The following is a 16,098-nucleotide window of genomic DNA, read 5'->3' as shown; positions in this document are numbered from 1 at the left end:
TGATCCCCATAATAAGCGGGAGTAGCGCAAATAATACAAAATACGCGGAGATATTCATGAGTAGTAAAGACCAAAAAGTACCTGACGAGCAAGTCTCAGAAAATACAGAAAATGTATTTGAGCAACAAATGGATGCAGAAAAGGCAGACACGCCAGAGACTGAGAGCATTGTTGACCCGCGTGTTGCCGAGTTGGAAGAACAGCTAAAACAGGCTCAAATTGGCGAACGCGATGCAATGCTGCGTGCTCGTGCTGAAGTGGAAAATATCCGTCGTCGCACAGAACTGGATATAGAAAAAGCACATAAATTCGCACTGGAACGTTTTGCGAATGAGCTTCTGCCCGTGATCGACAATCTGGAACGCGCACTGGAAGCGGTTGATCGCTCTAATGACGCGCTGTTGCCAATGATTGAAGGCGTTGAGTTAACATTAAAATCATTCACTAATGCTGTAGGTAAATTCGGCATTGAAGTGGTGGGTGACACTAATGTTCCTTTCAATCCTGAAGTACATCAGGCGATGACCATGATGGAATCCGATCAGCATGAACCCAATCACGTTATGTTAGTGATGCAGAAAGGTTATACCTTGAATGGTCGTTTATTGCGCCCTGCAATGGTTGCTGTTTCTAAATAAAAATTACGCTATCCCGTGATTACAATGCCGCCATACACAGGGCGGCATTTTTGTGGTTATTCTATTGTCACTCAGGCAGTGTGGGATACCAATCAATTGGCGTCAATCCTTGAGCTTCCAGTAGACTGTTTGCCTGTGAAAAATGCTTGCATCCCAGAAAACCGCGATGAGCTGACAAAGGAGAAGGGTGTGGTGCTTTTAGAACATAGTGCTGTTGGGTATTGATGAAGTGTCCTTTTTTCTGGGCATGGGAACCCCAAAGTAGGAAAATGACGCCGTGACGATGTTCATTGATTGCCGCAATGACTTTGTCAGTGAAGGTTTCCCAGCCTAAATTCGCATGTGAATGCGCATTGCCACGTTCAACGGTCAGCACCGTATTGAGCAGCAATACGCCCTGCTTTGCCCAACTGACCAAGCAGCCATGATTAGGGCGGCTAAACCCAGTAATATCCGATTCCAGCTCCTTATACATGTTGACAAGAGAAGGTGGTGCAGGAATACCAGGCTGTACTGAGAAAGCCAGACCGTGTGCCTGATTTGGGCCGTGGTAAGGGTCTTGCCCCAAAATCACGACTCTTACATCGGACAGTTCGGTATAGCGGAATGCATTGAAAACATCCTGCTGTAGCGGATAAATCGTCTTTCCGGCCTTACGTTCATTGGCAACATAGGTCAATGTGTCAACGAAATAGGGCTGTGTCTTTTCATGGCCGATGACTTCGTGCCATGTGAGAGATGCGGACATCGCGAATCCCTTTCTATATGATTGTCAGATAGGCTTAAGCTTACCGATTCCCTTCGTATAGGGAAACCCTCTGATCTTCATCTGAAGCTAATTGATAGGGTGAAATTCTGATTTTATAAATTATTTTGAAAATTTATAAAAATAATTTCGTGTTTTTCTTTTATAAAAATTCATTTACTGATATTCCTTTCATTATATATGGGTATTAATTTTGTTAAATAAAAATTAAATTTGTTGTTAATGTGTTACGATTTTTTGCCGATAGAGAGTTTAGGTTTGTTAATTATGCCTAACCTGAATAATCTGTAGGAGAGTTTTATGACTTTATCAATAAATGGCAGTTTTTTCAGCGAATTAGGGATTTATTCATTACAGGGAAGTCCACTACAACTTCAATCGAGTTCTCCGGCCAAATCATCATCTGACAAGGCTGATGTGACTCACTCCACAACACAACCCACAACAGCTCCGCTTTCAGAAAATACCCAGCAAAATAATAATCTTTATCAATCATTGATTCGCGATCGTCATCTAAGTGCCATGGCATTACCTGAATTACATGCCAATGATATTGCAGGAAAACATTCTAAACGCATCGATTATGATCTGTCTCTGGTCACCCGTGATGTTTACCGTATGAATAGCATGGGAATTGGTGATTATGTGCGTCTTACGAAAGATGAAATATCAAAAGCGGGCATTGATCCTGCTATCTTGGAGGATAGTTCAACAGGATTTCAGGCAGGCGTTTATCGAAATAAGGGTTTATATATAGTGTCATTTACTGGCTCGAACGAAATACAGGATTTCATGGCAAGTATTCGTCAAGGGCTTGGATTTAAAGAAGAGCAATATGGTCAGGCTGTAACGTTGGCACAAGCAGCGTTAAAAGCATTTGGTGAAAATGTCATTTTCACAGGTCACTCAATGGGGGGAGGATTGGCATCTGTGGCAGCGCTGACAACAGGAAAACCCGCAGTTATTTTTAATGCTGCAGGTGTGTCAGATTCGACATTGAGAAGTATGGGGTTATCACCGGAAGCAAGTCGTGAAGTGGCAGAAAATGGGTTAATCCGAAATTATATTGTTGAACATGACTGGCTTGATAACCTGCAAAAAACTTTGCCAATTCCCCAGCCCATGGGAAATAAAATTTTGCTTGAATATGAGTACGAACCGGAAGGGATATTAGATTCCATTTTTGCCTATCGGTATGCTTTTCACTCATTCAAGGCGCATTTTATGGAAGCCGTGCAGGAATTGCTGACCGTCCATAAACCTTGGTTGAATAAAGCAGGTGAAATGATAGCTGCTACTGAGGACAGTATGCAAAATAAGGCTATTTCTATGCAAAAACAGGCTTTGAATACATGGGGAATGAATATGAATGAGGCCGAAATCAGCGACCAGCTAAGGGAAGAGCGTCATCAATTGGTTTCACAACAGCTTGAGAAGTATTATTCAGTATAATATTCGTACAAATGGAATAATGAGTAAGGCTGAATCCATTGTTTCTGTTTGTCGGATATAATAAAGCGGGCTGTTTGCCCGCTTTTGCCAGTGAGATTAATCGTTGGTTGGTTCTGACGTTTCTGGTTTGGGATCACCGGAAGGAGTGCGGCGTTTTCCAATGTTTTTACTATCGCGATGACGAACTTTCACTCGTGTTTTCTTCGCTTCTTCTTCTACCTTTTTCTTCTCTTTACGTTTCTCCAGAACTTTCTTAGAAGGCTTATAGCTCTTTTTCTCACTGGGTGCTTTAGTTTGTGGGCGCAATTCATCGACAACCCGTACTTTCAATGGTTCGTTGAGATAACGGGTGACTTTACCAAGCAGTGGATGATCGTGAGACTCAACCAGTGCAATAGCGGTTCCCTTACGGCCTGCACGGGCAGTACGGCCAATCCGATGCAGATAAACATCGGCAGTACGTGGTAAATCAAAGTTAAAGACATGGCTGATATTTTCAATATCCAACCCACGGGACGCAACATCAGTTGCAACCATAACGTTGACTCTGCCATCATTCAGTCGCTTGACGGCATCTGTACGTTTGGTCTGCACCATTTCACCTTCAAGAAAACAGGCCTGAATGCCTGCCTTATGTAGATAATCAACAATTTCACGCACACGCTCACGTTTGCGCACAAAAACAATCGATTTTGTTACATCAGGTTGCTGAAGAAGGTGACACAGTAAAGCTGTTTTATGCTCCAGATTATCGGCACGATAATAGAATTGCTGAATTTTTTTGCGTTCACGGCGAGAAGGTTCTGCATCGATTTCAACAGGATCGGTTAACAGACGCTCTGCAAAATCACGGATGGTTTCACCTTCTAACGTTGCGGAAAATAGCAACGTTTGTTTGCGCCAGCGTGTCTCACCGGCAATGGTCTCGACATCATTGGCAAACCCCATGTCCAGCATGCGGTCTGCTTCATCAAGGATCAGCGTTTCCACCGCACGGCAATCAAAATTTTCTTCTTTGATGTATTGCAGTAGGCGTCCTGTAGTTGCGACAACAATATCCTGATTCTCACTGAACACTTCTGCGTGATTCATGTAAGCAACACCGCCAGTGATTGTGGCGACATCCAGATTAGTATGAGCCGCAAATGATTGTGCCTGTTCTGCAACTTGCATTGCCAGTTCGCGGGTAGGGGTCAAAATCAAGATACGTGGCGGGCCGGATTTTTTACGTGGAAAATCCAGTAAATGCTGTAGAACTGGTAGCAGGTACGCAGCGGTTTTGCCTGTGCCAGTCGGCGCGGAGCCAAGTACATCACGGCCATCCATGGCAGCAGGAATGGCTTCAGCCTGGATTGCTGTCGGGCGTTCGTAGCCTTTTTCGTTCAGTGCATTAAGCAGGCATTCATCAAGTTCGAATTCGGAAAAGTTTGTCGCAGTCATCATATACCTCTATTTGGGTCGCCGATTATAAACAGGTTGGTCGTATTCTTCATCCTATAAAAATATCCTGTGGGCAGGTCGCTTTTATCCGTGGGCTATAAGATTTATGCTATGACCCATTTTAATTTCAATAGACATGATTCATGGGATTGATACATAAACCCGCTTTTCGCTGCGGTGGTTTTACATTTAAACAGTTTTTTGTTGGACATGATAAATGTGCAATGAAAGTTGGGACAGATGGCGTGTTATTAGGCGCCTGGGCTCCGGTGGGTAATCGGAAAAAATGTCTGGATATCGGTTGTGGCAGCGGTTTGGTTGCCTTGATGATAGCACAGCGTACTGACGATCATTCGGTTATTGATGCCGTGGAGCTGGATACTCATGCTGCGAGACAGGCAATCGAGAATGTGCAGGAATCCCCATGGGCTGATCGTGTTAAAGTATATCAGCAGGATATTCATGATTTTACTCAGCAAAACCATTTGCAATATGATTTGATCGTGAGTAATCCGCCCTATTTTGAACCTGCCAACGCGTGTAGAAATGAAGCACGTAGTCAGGCGCGCTACACGGGATCATTGACGCATCGTGGATTATTGGATTGTGCTGAACATTTGATTAAGCCCACAGGGCTATTTTGTGTTGTATTACCCTATAACATCGGCGAGACATTTGAGCAAATGGCGGCAGAACGGGGGTGGTTTACTCATCATCGTGTCAATATTCGTGATAGGCAGGATAAACCGCTGCATCGTTTGTTGCTGGCATTTTCTCGACAAGGGCAGGAGACTCAGGTGAGTGAATTGACCATTCGTGTCTCAAATGGCGTATATTCAACCGAATTTCGTCAGTTAGTAACAGATTTTTATCTTTATTATTGATAAGGTTACTATCAATGGAGTAATGATATGGGTTTTATTACTCAATGAAATGAATCGTTCTTTTTTCTTGTTTTAAAATCGTATTTCCTGGGAAATAGAGACTATGATTTGTACTATACATAAAAGGTGAGATACGAAATAACAGGTGGTTGTAAGATAAAATTACGATCAAAGTTGAACTTCACACGAAATAGAAACTCGAAGTCATGCTTGTTTGGGAAGAAAGGCATCATGACTGGCGTAATTAAGTATAAATGTGGAGTTTTACCTCAGGAGAGTGAGCCTCGGATGAGCGAGCAGTTAACGGATCAAATGCTGGTCGAACGGGTACAAAAGGGCGACCAGAAAGCATTTAATTTGCTGGTTATAAAATATCAGCACAAAGTGGCGAGCCTGGTTGCTCGTTACGTACCTCAAGGCGACGTTCCTGATGTCGCTCAAGAGGTGTTTATTAAGACTTATCGTGCGCTTTATTCTTTCCGGGGTGATAGTGCTTTTTATACGTGGTTGTACCGTATTGCCGTTAATACTGCGAAAAACTATTTAGTTGCTCAGGGACGTCGCCCACCATCCAATGACTTGGATGCCAACGATGCAGAAAATTATGATGCGTCAAGTTCATTAAAAGAAATTTCGAACCCTGAGAACTTAATGTTGTCTGAAGAACTAAAGGAAGTGGTTTTCCGTACCATCGAATCGCTCCCAGATGATTTGCGGGTAGCGATTACGCTCAGGGAGTTGGATGGGTTGAGCTATGAAGAAATAGCTGAGATCATGGAGTGTCCTGTCGGGACTGTCCGTTCACGAATCTTCCGGGCAAGGGAAGCCATTGATAATAAAGTCAAACCACTGATCCAACAGTAGTGGGACAAAACAATATTGAAGGGTACTTTGGCATGCAAAGAGAGAAACTTTTCGCATTAATGGATGGCGAAGCTCTTGATAGTGAAGTCGTTCGTTTGATCGCTGAAGACACTGTGATGCAGAAACAGTGGGAAAGATATCACCTCATCCGTGACACATTGCGTGGTGATGTAGGTGATGTATTACATTTGGATATCGCGAGCCGAGTCGCATTGGCACTTGAAAAAGAGCCGGCTCATATCAATCCAGCCGCTATTCCAGAATCTCAGCCAAAGCCTGAAACATGGCAGAAAATGCCGTTCTGGAACAAAATTCGCCCGTGGGCGAGCCAGATGACGCAAGTCGGCATTGCTGCGTGTGTGTCACTGGCGGTGATTGTTGGAGTCCAGCAATATAACAGCGATGGCAGTGTTGATGTGGATACACAATCCGATACGCCAGTCTTCAATACATTACCTGTTATGGGTTCCGCTTCACCTGTCGGTTTAGCTGCGCCTGTAGATGATGAAGCTTTAGGCAGTGATTTGAACATGCAAGTGAGGGAAAGCAATAAACGCATTGATGCTATGCTGCAACAGTATGAACTTTCCCGGCGCATTTATTCAGAACAAAACCAGAGGTTGCCACCGGTTGATAATACTCAACCTGTAGCAGCAAAAATACAACAGGCTCCACAGCAATAATGAAACGTATCTGAGAAGTTAATGAAACATATTTGTTTTTTCATCTTCTTGTTGGCAGGTAGCCTGTTCAATCCTTTGAAAGCCTCGGCGCAGCAAAGCGACACCGAGGCTTTGTTACAGGATATGGGAAATGCCGTACACACTCTGAATTATGAGCTCGCTTTCATTAATCTAGGGCGAGAACTTCTGATCCCCCTGCGTTACCGCCATGCTATTATTGATGGTCAACCCATTGCTCAAATCATACAGATGGATGGATCGCGTCGCGAAATTATCCAACGCGGTAACCAAATCAGCTATTACGAGCCAGGCTTGGATTCTTTTAGTCTACGTGGCAACCACATTGTGGATTATTTCCCACCGATTATTTTTGCGGATTTCTCGCGATTACAGAAGTATTATCGCTTCATTGATGCGGGCAGTACCCACGTTGGTGATCACCCTGTGTACTTTGTTCGTATCATATCGAAAGATGAAACTCGTTATAATTATAACCTGTTGATTGATGCAAAAAGTCATCTTCCCTTGCTGATTGATCTGTTGGACAAGGATCATAATATTGTTATTGAGCAATTCCGCGTAGTGTCATCAACAGTGAATGACAGTATAAAAAAAGATCTGATTGCTATTGTCGATTTGAAATTACCGCCAATGCTGGCTATTTCGCCGTCTGAAAAAGTGAAATTCGATTGGCAGGTGGAAAAAATACCTGAAGGTTTCAAAGAAATCTCCCGTAATAGACTCAAACTATCAGAAACAGAATCGTTGGAATCCATCATGTATAGTGATGGACTGTTTCAATTTTCTGTAAATGTGACCCATGCTGATAAAGGAACGGTCAATAAACAACCATTTAGACAAGGTCGGCGAACGGTTTATACTTTGGTCAGAGGTAAAAATACCATTGCAATCGTTGGCGAACTGCCTTTCGCAACCGCCAAGCAGATTGTAGCAAGTGTGACGTTTACGGGAGATCATTGATGGTTAAAGAATGGGCGACGGTTGTCCGTTGGCAAAAAGGTCGTGCACTATTGCGTTATGGCTCATCTTCAGGTTGTGGCAGTTGTCAGGCCAACGCCGTCTGTGGCTCTTATTTATTGGAAAAACTGGGGCCAGAGAATATTCATCAGTTGGAACTAGAAATTTACCAACCTCTTCAACCCGGTCAAAAAGTAGAGGTAGGTATACCTGAAAGTAGCTTACTGCGTTCAGCAATGTTAGTTTATTTGACCCCATTATTAGGGTTGTTCTTAGGGGGGGGGCTCTTCCAATATTGGGTAACTGACCAGTTATGGGTAGTTATGGGAGGCGTTATCGGCGGGGTTACTGGTTTCTTCTTTGCCCGCAAGATAGCTAAGTATTGGGATGATCAGCAAGTGTACCAACCCGTTGTGTTACAAATTGGTTTACCTCCTGATACGATTAAGGTTCTACAGCAGGAATAATCTGCTTTACCATTAACAGCTCTCACTTTTTGGTCATACCGAAAACCACAGGCATGACTAGGTTTTCACAGGTTTGGCATGTAGAATACGCCTCTTTGGCCTGTGGCCAAACCTATAAACTGTCGCTTTATGTCCATCTGTGTGTCCATAGGCGAATGATTCAGAAATATTAAGGCAAAAAAGTTTAATAATGAAGCAAATAAGAAATTTCTCCATTATCGCCCACATCGACCACGGTAAATCCACACTCTCTGATCGGATTATTCAAATCTGTGGGGGGCTGTCCGATCGCGAAATGGCAGCACAAGTACTCGACTCAATGGATCTTGAGCGTGAACGCGGTATCACCATCAAGGCACAAAGCGTCACTCTTGATTACCAGTCAATTGACGGACAAGTCTATCAACTAAATTTTATCGACACGCCAGGCCATGTTGACTTCTCTTACGAAGTTTCCCGCTCTCTGGCTGCCTGTGAAGGGGCTTTACTCGTTGTTGATGCGGGGCAGGGTGTTGAAGCTCAGACACTGGCTAACTGCTATACCGCCATCGAAATGGATCTGCAAGTCGTTCCTGTCCTGAACAAAATTGACTTGCCCGCCGCTGAACCAGAGCGTGTAGCTGAGGAAATCGAAGACATTGTTGGCATTGATGCGACAGATGCTGTCCGCTGCTCTGCGAAAACAGGTGTGGGTGTGCAGGATGTCATTGAACGTCTGGTTAAAGAGATCCCGTCACCAGAGGGGGATTCCGATGCACCATTGCAGGCCTTGATTATTGACTCATGGTTTGACAATTACCTTGGTGTTGTTTCGCTTGTCCGTGTTAAAAACGGTGTATTGCGTAAAGGCGATAAAATTAAAGTGATGAGCACGGGACAGGTATATAACGCTGACCGTCTGGGGATCTTTACACCGAAACGTATCGACCGTGATATATTGAACTGTGGTGAAGTAGGTTGGTTGGTCTGTGCGATCAAAGACATTTTGGGCGCGCCAGTCGGGGATACTCTGACAACTGCGCGCCAGCCAGCGGACAAAGCGCTGCCAGGTTTCCAAAAGGTTAAACCACAGGTTTATGCAGGTCTGTTTCCTATCAGTTCTGAAGACTATGAAGCCTTTCGCGACGCTTTGGGTAAATTGAGCCTAAACGATGCTTCATTATTTTACGAGCCAGAAAGTTCTACTGCATTGGGCTTTGGTTTCCGCTGTGGCTTCTTGGGCTTACTGCATATGGAAATCATTCAGGAACGCCTGGAACGTGAATATGATCTTGATCTGATTACTACTGCACCAACAGTTGTTTATGAAGTTGAGACAGTCAGTGATGATATTATTTACGTGGACAGTCCGTCCAAATTACCGCCATTAAACAATATTAAAGAACTGCGTGAACCGGTTGCGGAATGTAACATGCTGTTACCGCAGGAATACCTCGGTAATGTTATAACACTGTGTGTGGAAAAGCGTGGTGTACAGACTAATATGGTTTATCACGGTAATCAGGTTGCACTGACTTACGAAATACCTATGGCTGAAGTTGTGCTGGATTTCTTTGACCGTCTGAAATCTACTTCTCGTGGTTATGCGTCTCTGGATTATAATTTCATCCGTTTTCAACACTCAGACATGGTACGAGTAGATGTTTTGATTAACGGTGAACGTGTTGATGCATTGGCATTAATTACTCATCGTGAGAACTCACAATATCGTGGTCGTGAACTGGTGGATAAAATGAAAGAGTTGATCCCGCGTCAGCAATTTGACATTGCGATTCAGGCTGCCATCGGTGCTCACATTATTGCGCGTGCTACTGTTAAACAGTTACGTAAAAACGTACTTGCGAAATGTTATGGCGGTGATGTTAGCCGTAAGAAAAAATTATTGCAGAAACAGAAAGATGGTAAAAAACGTATGAAGCAGGTAGGAAACGTTGAACTACCGCAAGAAGCGTTTTTAGCAATTTTGCATGTTGGAAAAGATAACTAACAAGGTTGTAAGGAGTCTAAATGGCTAACACTTTTGCCTTGATCTTAACGTTAGCAACGTTAATCACTGGTATTATCTGGTGTATAGATCGGTTTAAATTCGCCCCTGAACGCAGGAAAAAACTTGCTCAGATTCAGGAACAAACAGCAGGTGCGGAATCTCAGGAAGCTTTGGCTACAGAGATTAACAAACCTTCATGGGTTGAGACATTTGCATCTGTCTTTCCTGTGTTAGCCATTGTTTTGCTTCTGCGTTCTTTTGTTTATGAACCTTTCCAGATCCCTTCAGGTTCAATGATGCCAACGCTGCTGATTGGGGATTTCATCCTAGTTGAAAAATTCGCCTATGGTCTGAAAGATCCAATTACACAGACAACTTTGATTAAAACAGGTAAGCCTAAGCGTGGAGATATTGCAGTTTTTAAATATCCTGTTAATCCGAGTCTGGATTTTGTAAAGCGTGTCATTGGCTTGCCTGGAGATAAAATTGTTTACGATGACATAAATAAAGAACTTCAGGTTTTTCCTGGTTGTGGTTGGAATACGGTGTGTAAGAATTTACCTGTTACTTATCGAGATATGTTCCCAAGTGAATGGACTATCAAAGAGGATATTACTCCTGAAGGCGCACGTGTGAGAGGAGTTTATCCAATTCCTATCGAAGAACAACTGGGGTCAAACAGTATTCGCCAGGGGGAACGGGTTGAGCATTTAGGTAATGTGTCACACCACATTTTGATTGTCCCTGGAGCATCAAATATCCCGTTTTTCAGTCAGCCAGGATTGCCACTTGGAACTTGGGTTGTCCCTGAAGGCCATTATTTCATGATGGGCGATAACCGTGACAATAGTTCGGATAGCCGGATATGGGGGTTTGTGCCGGAGAAAAATCTGGTAGGGCGAGCAACAGCCATCTGGATAAGTTTTGAAAAACAGGAAGGCGAGTGGCCTACTGGCGTACGCCTGAGTCGAATTGGAAGAATTCACTAATATTTATATATTAGCGAAGCATTAATTCATCTCACAGTGTAGAATATTCTGCCAAACGAGATGATTGGCTTTTTAGAATGATGGACATTTTAGGAAGCCAGTGCAAACGCAACAGTTTTGTAGGATCTATCCCCACAGGTCTGTTGCGTGTGCTTTTTTGATGAATTCTGACTGAATTGGTAGCACATGAACTCCATAATAATTAATAGGTTACAGCGTAAGCTGGGATATACCTTTATACAGCATGATTTGTTACTTCAGGCGCTCACTCATCGTAGTGCCAACAGTAAGCATAATGAGCGTCTGGAATTTCTTGGCGACTCAATCCTGAGTTTTGTTATTGCCAATGCACTTTATCACCGTTTTCCCCGTGTTGATGAAGGGGATATGAGCCGTATGCGGGCAACACTGGTGCGAGGCAATACGCTGGCTGAATTGGCCAGAGAATTTGAGCTAGGTGAATGTCTGCGTTTGGGGCCAGGTGAGTTAAAAAGCGGTGGGCATCGCCGCGAATCTATTTTAGCAGATAGCATTGAAGCTTTGATTGGGGCCATTTTTCTGGATAGCGATATTCAGACAATTGAAAGAATTATATTGAGTTGGTATGAAACTCGTTTGAATGAAATTAGCCCGGGCGACAAGCAAAAAGATCCCAAAACACGTTTACAGGAATATCTGCAAGGGCGTCATTTGCCGTTGCCATCATATCTGGTTGTTCAGGTTCGTGGGGAAGCACACGATCAGGAATTTACAATCCACTGTCAAATCAGTGGATTTGAACAACCTGTTAGAGGAGTAGGTTCCAGCCGTCGCAAGGCAGAACAGGCGGCTGCGGAACAAGCATTAAAACAACTGGAGCTTGAATGAGCGAAGAAAAAAACTATTGCGGATTTGTGGCAATAGTCGGGCGGCCTAATGTCGGTAAATCGACTTTATTGAATCAGTTACTGGGCCAGAAGATATCCATCACTTCCCGTAAACCCCAGACGACGCGGCATCGTATTATGGGTATCCATACGGAAGGAGTTTATCAAGCCATTTATGTTGATACACCGGGGCTTCACATAGAAGAAAAACGTGCTATTAACCGTTTGATGAACCGTGCGGCGAGCAGCTCAATTGGTGATGTGGAACTGGTTATTTTCGTTGTCGAAGGTACACACTGGACTGCAGATGACGAAATGGTTGTTAATAAACTGCGTAATTTGCATTGCCCAGTGATATTGGCCATTAATAAAGTGGACAATGTCACGGATAAAGCCATCCTTCTGCCCCATATCGGTTTTCTCAGCAAACAGATGAATTTCCTTGATGTTGTGCCGATTAGTGCAGAAAAAGGCATGAATGTTGATACTATTGCCAAAATTGTGCGTGCTCATATCCCGGAAGCTGGACACCATTTCCCAGATGATTACATTACTGATCGCTCACAGCGTTTTATGGCATCAGAAATCATCCGTGAAAAACTGATGCGTTTTCTGGGTGATGAACTGCCTTATTCTGTGACAGTGGAAATTGAACAATTCGTTACTAATGAACGCGGTGGTTATACCATTCACGGTTTAATTTTGGTAGAGCGTGAAGGCCAGAAAAAAATGGTTATTGGTAATAAAGGCAGCAAAATCAAGACGATTGGCATAGAAGCCCGTCAGGATATGGAAAAGCTGTTTGATAATAAAGTTCATTTAGAACTGTGGGTAAAAGTGAAAGCGGGTTGGGCTGATGATGAGCGAGCGCTGCGCAGCCTCGGTTACATCGACGACTTATAAGGTTGATTTGTGGACGGCTGGCAGAGAGCTTTCGTACTTCATGGGCGCCCTTACAGCGAGACTAGTTTACTACTGGATTTCTTTACTGAAAATGAAGGGCGGGTACGTGTTTTAGCGAAAGGTGTACGCCGTCGTCGCTCCCATCTGAAAGGTTGTCTACAACCTTTCACCCCGTTGCTTGTTCGTTGGAGTGGACGGGGTGAAATCAAAATATTACGGGATGCTGAACCTATCTCATTAGCGCTTCCCTTGACAGGAAGTGTGCTATACAGCGGTTTATACGTCAATGAGCTATTATCCAGAGTTCTTGAACAAGGCGCGGCATATCCTGCGCTTTTCTTTGATTATCTTCAATGTTTACAAATTCTTGCGGCGAGTGAATACACGCCTGAATATGCTTTACGTCGTTTTGAACTCGCCTTGCTAACTAATATGGGGTATGGAGTAGACTATCTTCATTGTGCAGGTAGTGGTGAACCTGTGTCAGATACAATGAATTATCGTTACCGTGAAGAAAAAGGCTTTATTGCTAGCCTGGTTGTTGATCACTTCAGTTTTACTGGTAATGAACTAAAAGCGTTGGCAACCGGTGAATTTACTGATTCGCTTACTTTGAAAGCAGCTAAACGTTTTACTCGCATTGCGCTGAAGCCTTATTTGGGGGGGAAGCCCTTAAAAAGTCGTGAGTTATTTCGCCAATTCGTACGTAAAAAAACTGATATTCCTAATAAGAAAAATGAAAATTGAAATGTGATTTTTCTTTATGATGGCAAGTGTATACTTTCTTGAATCTTATGTTATTACAGGAGTTAAAAATGGCTGAGGTATTATTAGGTATTAACATTGATCATATTGCAACGGTACGTAATGCCCGTGGGACACAGTATCCTGATCCGGTACAGGCTGCATTTGTTGCAGAGCAAGCAGGAGCTGATGGGATCACTGTTCACCTGCGTGAAGATCGCCGCCATATTACTGATAGAGATGTTCAACTATTAGCAAAAACGATTCAAACCCGTATGAACCTTGAAATGGCAGTAACCGATGAAATGATTGATATTGCTTGCCAAATTAAACCCGTTTTCTGTTGTTTGGTTCCTGAAAAGCGCCAAGAAGTGACAACGGAAGGTGGCTTGGATGTATTAGGGCAAAAAGTGCATATTGCTGCTGCCGTTAAGCGTTTATCGGAAGCAGGTATTTTTGTTTCCCTGTTTATCGATGCAGATCACCAGCAAATTGCCGCTGCGGCTGAAGTGGGAGCGCCATTTATTGAGATCCACACAGGTGCGTATGCAGATGCAGAAAATGATATCCAGCAGGAACAAGAATTTTTGCGTATTAAAGAAGCGGTGACTTACGCCGCGGGTAAAGGCATCAAAGTAAATGCGGGTCATGGTTTGACGTATCACAATGTACAGCGTATTGCTGCCTTACCTGAGATTTATGAATTAAATATCGGTCATGCCATCATTGGCCGTGCCGTATTTAGTGGTTTGTCTGCTGCTGTGGCCGATATGAAAACGTTGTTGCGGGAAGCGCGCAGTTAATGGCTATTGTTGGATTAGGCACAGATATAGTTGAAATTTTCCGCATTAAAAAAATTGTCGAGCGTTCTGGTGAACGCTTGGCAAACGTGTTTTAAGTGACAGAGAATGGCAATAATATCAGCATCATAACTAACCGATTTGTTTCCTTGCAAAACGATTTGCTGTTAAGGAAGCCGCCGCAAAGCGCCGGGAACAGGTATTCGAAATGGTCTGTTTTTCAATCAGTTTGAAGTTATTAATGATTCCTTGGGAAAAACTACATTAAAACTTCATAGTAAAGCAGAAACTCTGGCTGACAAACTGAATGTAAGATCCCTGCCGGATGAACGGCGTTATGCCTGTGCGACGGTGATATTGGAAAGTTGATTTTATATCTTATCTGCGTGATGTAAGAGCACGAACTTATCCCACAGTTGCTCTTCACTTTCCTGATAGTCAGGGTTAAGGATAATAGTATTGGTGATCGGGCAGACGGACTGGCAGGTTGGTTTTTCATAGTGTCCGACGCATTCAGTACAGCGTTCTGAGTCAATTTCATAAATTTCTGCGCCCATTGTGATGGCCTGATTGGGACATTCAGGTTCACACATATCGCAATTGATGCAGCGTTTAGTAATTAATAGCGCCATTTCAGTCTCTTATATAAATTATCATTTAAAATCATATAATTAAATCACTTCCGTATTCGTTACGTTTGTCCGGTTCTTGTGTTTTTATACAGTATGGTTTACATTGAAAAACCGTATACCGTAACACAAAACCGCAACACATACTTATTTCTGATGCCTAAAATATAGTAATGTGTGAGCTATTATATCAACGTAATGATATTACGGAGTTCTTAATGAAAAATGCAGTAACACATTTACCCAAATCTCATCAAAATGACGAATATTTAAGCGCTCTAGCTAGTTGGGAGTCATGCAAACCCCTTTATTGCCAACAACAAATATCCGCTTGAATCACTCTCGCCGGAATCAAGGCACCATCGGTTTCACTGGGTAACGCCAGCACATAGGTAACAAAATCAGCGTTTGAATCCTGCTTCTGCTCTATCAGGTACTTACTCACGGCTTCTCTGGTTGGGTCTGCCTGTGGATTGCCATTGGGAAAATTGACCGCATCAAGATAAATTTCCGGCACTTGGTGGCGTGTCACAACCGCTCCCAAAGCATCATTGAAGTCTTGGTTTATCGCAGTAATGAATCCATTGACGTTGGTAAATATAGCTAAATCATATTAATATGACATAATATCTAAATCTAAGATAACAAGGCATAAAATGAGATGGGCTACAGCTTAGATTTTCGAAAGCGAGTACTGGCATACAAAGACAAGCATTCGTTGACTTTCGAACAAACGAGTGCCCATTTTGAGATCTCCATGCGTACCTTGTTCCGGTGGTGCAATAAAATAGAACCTTGCATGACCCGCGATAAACCCGCCACAAAAATCCCTGATGAGGTACTCATTGCGGATGTCCAAAATTTTCCTGATGACTACCAATGGGAAAGAGCAAAACGTTTAAGTGTTTCACAATCGGCTATTCATTACGCCTTGAAACGGCTGAATATCACCCCGAAAAAAAACGCTCCAACCCCCTCGCGCTGATCCTCAAGCTCGTCAGGCATTTA

At 43.3% G+C, this 16,098-nt stretch carries 18 protein-coding genes and 2 pseudogenes; 15 read left to right on the top strand and 5 right to left on the bottom strand.

The annotated features are described in order from the left end of the window. The first annotated feature begins 56 nt into the window (after nt 1-56). Nucleotides 57-638 carry a nucleotide exchange factor GrpE gene (gene grpE / locus XBJ1_RS13400; RefSeq protein ID WP_012989541.1) on the top strand — a complete coding sequence of 194 codons (582 nt, stop codon included), beginning with the start codon at nt 57-59 and terminating at the stop codon, nt 636-638. 67 nt (nt 639-705) lie between these two features. On the opposite strand, the gene ung is transcribed toward grpE, so the two are convergent. Both ung and XBJ1_RS21565 read right to left on the bottom strand, forming a co-directional pair. Continuing rightward, nucleotides 706-1,386, bottom strand: a complete 681-nt coding sequence (gene ung, locus XBJ1_RS13395) for a uracil-DNA glycosylase (RefSeq protein ID WP_012989540.1) — start codon at nt 1,384-1,386, stop codon at nt 706-708. Nucleotides 1,387-1,732: 346 nt separating this feature from the next. After that, complete coding sequence (locus tag XBJ1_RS21565; protein WP_143827685.1) at nt 1,733-1,933, bottom strand: hypothetical protein; 201 nt, start codon at nt 1,931-1,933, stop codon at nt 1,733-1,735. Here XBJ1_RS21565 and XBJ1_RS13390 point away from each other — a divergent pair. Further along, nucleotides 1,927-2,856 (top strand): alpha/beta hydrolase, encoded by a 930-nt coding sequence (locus XBJ1_RS13390; RefSeq protein WP_143827684.1) that lies wholly within the window; start codon nt 1,927-1,929, stop codon nt 2,854-2,856. The genes XBJ1_RS21565 and XBJ1_RS13390 overlap by 7 nt on opposite strands. A gap of 96 nt (nt 2,857-2,952) precedes the next feature. On the opposite strand, the gene srmB is transcribed toward XBJ1_RS13390, so the two are convergent. Beyond that, nucleotides 2,953-4,296 carry an ATP-dependent RNA helicase SrmB gene (gene srmB / locus XBJ1_RS13385; protein ID WP_012989538.1) on the bottom strand — a complete coding sequence of 448 codons (1,344 nt, stop codon included), beginning with the start codon at nt 4,294-4,296 and terminating at the stop codon, nt 2,953-2,955. Nucleotides 4,297-4,439: 143 nt separating this feature from the next. Between srmB and trmN the strand changes: the two genes are divergently transcribed. From trmN to acpS, 12 genes and pseudogenes are all read left to right on the top strand, one after another. Further along, nucleotides 4,440-5,180 (top strand): tRNA(1)(Val) (adenine(37)-N(6))-methyltransferase TrmN, encoded by a 741-nt coding sequence (trmN, locus tag XBJ1_RS13380; protein WP_012989537.1) that lies wholly within the window; start codon nt 4,440-4,442, stop codon nt 5,178-5,180. 288 nt (nt 5,181-5,468) lie between these two features. Next, a complete protein-coding gene (rpoE, locus tag XBJ1_RS13375; protein WP_012989536.1) occupies nt 5,469-6,044 on the top strand; it encodes an RNA polymerase sigma factor RpoE in 576 nt (191 codons plus the stop codon). A 32-nt stretch (nt 6,045-6,076) separates the two neighbouring features. After that, a complete protein-coding gene (rseA, locus tag XBJ1_RS13370) occupies nt 6,077-6,727 on the top strand; it encodes an anti-sigma-E factor RseA (protein WP_012989535.1) in 651 nt (216 codons plus the stop codon). A 21-nt stretch (nt 6,728-6,748) separates the two neighbouring features. Next, nucleotides 6,749-7,708 (top strand): sigma-E factor regulatory protein RseB, encoded by a 960-nt coding sequence (gene rseB, locus XBJ1_RS13365; RefSeq protein ID WP_012989534.1) that lies wholly within the window; start codon nt 6,749-6,751, stop codon nt 7,706-7,708. After that, nucleotides 7,708-8,172 carry a SoxR-reducing system protein RseC gene (rseC, locus tag XBJ1_RS13360; RefSeq protein WP_012989533.1) on the top strand — a complete coding sequence of 155 codons (465 nt, stop codon included), beginning with the start codon at nt 7,708-7,710 and terminating at the stop codon, nt 8,170-8,172. Before rseB ends, rseC begins: the two co-directional genes overlap by 1 nt. Nucleotides 8,173-8,362: 190 nt before the next feature. Beyond that, nucleotides 8,363-10,159, top strand: coding sequence for a translation elongation factor 4 (gene lepA, locus XBJ1_RS13355; protein ID WP_012989532.1), 1,797 nt, complete (start codon nt 8,363-8,365; stop codon nt 10,157-10,159). 20 nt (nt 10,160-10,179) lie between these two features. Next, on the top strand, nt 10,180-11,148 hold the full coding sequence (gene lepB, locus XBJ1_RS13350; protein ID WP_012989531.1) for a signal peptidase I: 969 nt from the start codon (nt 10,180-10,182) through the stop codon (nt 11,146-11,148). Between the two features lie 186 nt (nt 11,149-11,334). Continuing rightward, complete coding sequence (gene rnc, locus XBJ1_RS13345) at nt 11,335-12,015, top strand: ribonuclease III (RefSeq protein WP_012989530.1); 681 nt, start codon at nt 11,335-11,337, stop codon at nt 12,013-12,015. Further along, complete coding sequence (gene era / locus XBJ1_RS13340; RefSeq protein ID WP_012989529.1) at nt 12,012-12,917, top strand: GTPase Era; 906 nt, start codon at nt 12,012-12,014, stop codon at nt 12,915-12,917. The genes rnc and era overlap by 4 nt, the downstream gene beginning before the upstream one ends. Before the next feature lie 9 nt (nt 12,918-12,926). Continuing rightward, nucleotides 12,927-13,664 carry a DNA repair protein RecO gene (gene recO / locus XBJ1_RS13335; protein WP_012989528.1) on the top strand — a complete coding sequence of 246 codons (738 nt, stop codon included), beginning with the start codon at nt 12,927-12,929 and terminating at the stop codon, nt 13,662-13,664. A 68-nt stretch (nt 13,665-13,732) separates the two neighbouring features. Then, the gene (pdxJ, locus tag XBJ1_RS13330) at nt 13,733-14,464 is read left to right on the top strand and encodes a pyridoxine 5'-phosphate synthase (protein ID WP_012989527.1); all 732 of its coding nucleotides are present in this window, start codon (nt 13,733-13,735) and stop codon (nt 14,462-14,464) included. After that, a pseudogene (gene acpS, locus XBJ1_RS13325) lies at nt 14,464-14,830 on the top strand (holo-ACP synthase). Before pdxJ ends, acpS begins: the two are co-directional and overlap by 1 nt. Before the next feature lie 2 nt (nt 14,831-14,832). Here acpS and XBJ1_RS13320 read toward each other — a convergent pair. Beyond that, nucleotides 14,833-15,093: a YfhL family 4Fe-4S dicluster ferredoxin gene (locus tag XBJ1_RS13320; RefSeq protein WP_012989524.1), complete on the bottom strand. Its 261-nt coding sequence runs from the start codon at nt 15,091-15,093 to the stop codon at nt 14,833-14,835. 307 nt (nt 15,094-15,400) lie between these two features. Then, nucleotides 15,401-15,682 (bottom strand): annotated as a pseudogene (locus tag XBJ1_RS13315) (phage minor tail protein L); the annotation flags it as partial. 69 nt (nt 15,683-15,751) lie between these two features. Here XBJ1_RS13315 and XBJ1_RS13310 point away from each other — a divergent pair. Further along, nucleotides 15,752-16,075, top strand: coding sequence for an IS630 transposase-related protein (locus XBJ1_RS13310; RefSeq protein ID WP_012989522.1), 324 nt, complete (start codon nt 15,752-15,754; stop codon nt 16,073-16,075). The last annotated feature ends 23 nt before the right edge of the window (nt 16,076-16,098 follow it).

The organism is Xenorhabdus bovienii SS-2004 (genome assembly GCF_000027225.1).
GTDB classification, from domain to species: Bacteria; Pseudomonadota; Gammaproteobacteria; order Enterobacterales; family Enterobacteriaceae; genus Xenorhabdus; species Xenorhabdus bovienii_C.
Note: the sequence above shows the minus strand (reverse complement) of the source record. Positions and strands in the feature narration are given on the sequence as shown.

Coding starts and splice junctions, on each gene's coding strand:
- srmB (WP_012989538.1), bottom strand. CDS start 4,296: ATGACTGCGACAAACTTTTCCGAATTCGAACTTGATGAATGCCTGCTT.
- XBJ1_RS13320 (WP_012989524.1), bottom strand. CDS start 15,093: ATGGCGCTATTAATTACTAAACGCTGCATCAATTGCGATATGTGTGAA.
- rpoE (WP_012989536.1), top strand. CDS start 5,469: ATGAGCGAGCAGTTAACGGATCAAATGCTGGTCGAACGGGTACAAAAG.
- pdxJ (WP_012989527.1), top strand. CDS start 13,733: ATGGCTGAGGTATTATTAGGTATTAACATTGATCATATTGCAACGGTA.
- grpE (WP_012989541.1), top strand. CDS start 57: ATGAGTAGTAAAGACCAAAAAGTACCTGACGAGCAAGTCTCAGAAAAT.
- trmN (WP_012989537.1), top strand. CDS start 4,440: ATGGGATTGATACATAAACCCGCTTTTCGCTGCGGTGGTTTTACATTT.
- rseC (WP_012989533.1), top strand. CDS start 7,708: ATGGTTAAAGAATGGGCGACGGTTGTCCGTTGGCAAAAAGGTCGTGCA.
- rseA (WP_012989535.1), top strand. CDS start 6,077: ATGCAAAGAGAGAAACTTTTCGCATTAATGGATGGCGAAGCTCTTGAT.
- lepA (WP_012989532.1), top strand. CDS start 8,363: ATGAAGCAAATAAGAAATTTCTCCATTATCGCCCACATCGACCACGGT.
- XBJ1_RS21565 (WP_143827685.1), bottom strand. CDS start 1,933: ATGCCATGGCACTTAGATGACGATCGCGAATCAATGATTGATAAAGAT.
- ung (WP_012989540.1), bottom strand. CDS start 1,386: ATGTCCGCATCTCTCACATGGCACGAAGTCATCGGCCATGAAAAGACA.
- rseB (WP_012989534.1), top strand. CDS start 6,749: ATGAAACATATTTGTTTTTTCATCTTCTTGTTGGCAGGTAGCCTGTTC.
- rnc (WP_012989530.1), top strand. CDS start 11,335: ATGAACTCCATAATAATTAATAGGTTACAGCGTAAGCTGGGATATACC.
- XBJ1_RS13310 (WP_012989522.1), top strand. CDS start 15,752: ATGGGCTACAGCTTAGATTTTCGAAAGCGAGTACTGGCATACAAAGAC.
- XBJ1_RS13390 (WP_143827684.1), top strand. CDS start 1,927: ATGGCATTACCTGAATTACATGCCAATGATATTGCAGGAAAACATTCT.
- era (WP_012989529.1), top strand. CDS start 12,012: ATGAGCGAAGAAAAAAACTATTGCGGATTTGTGGCAATAGTCGGGCGG.
- lepB (WP_012989531.1), top strand. CDS start 10,180: ATGGCTAACACTTTTGCCTTGATCTTAACGTTAGCAACGTTAATCACT.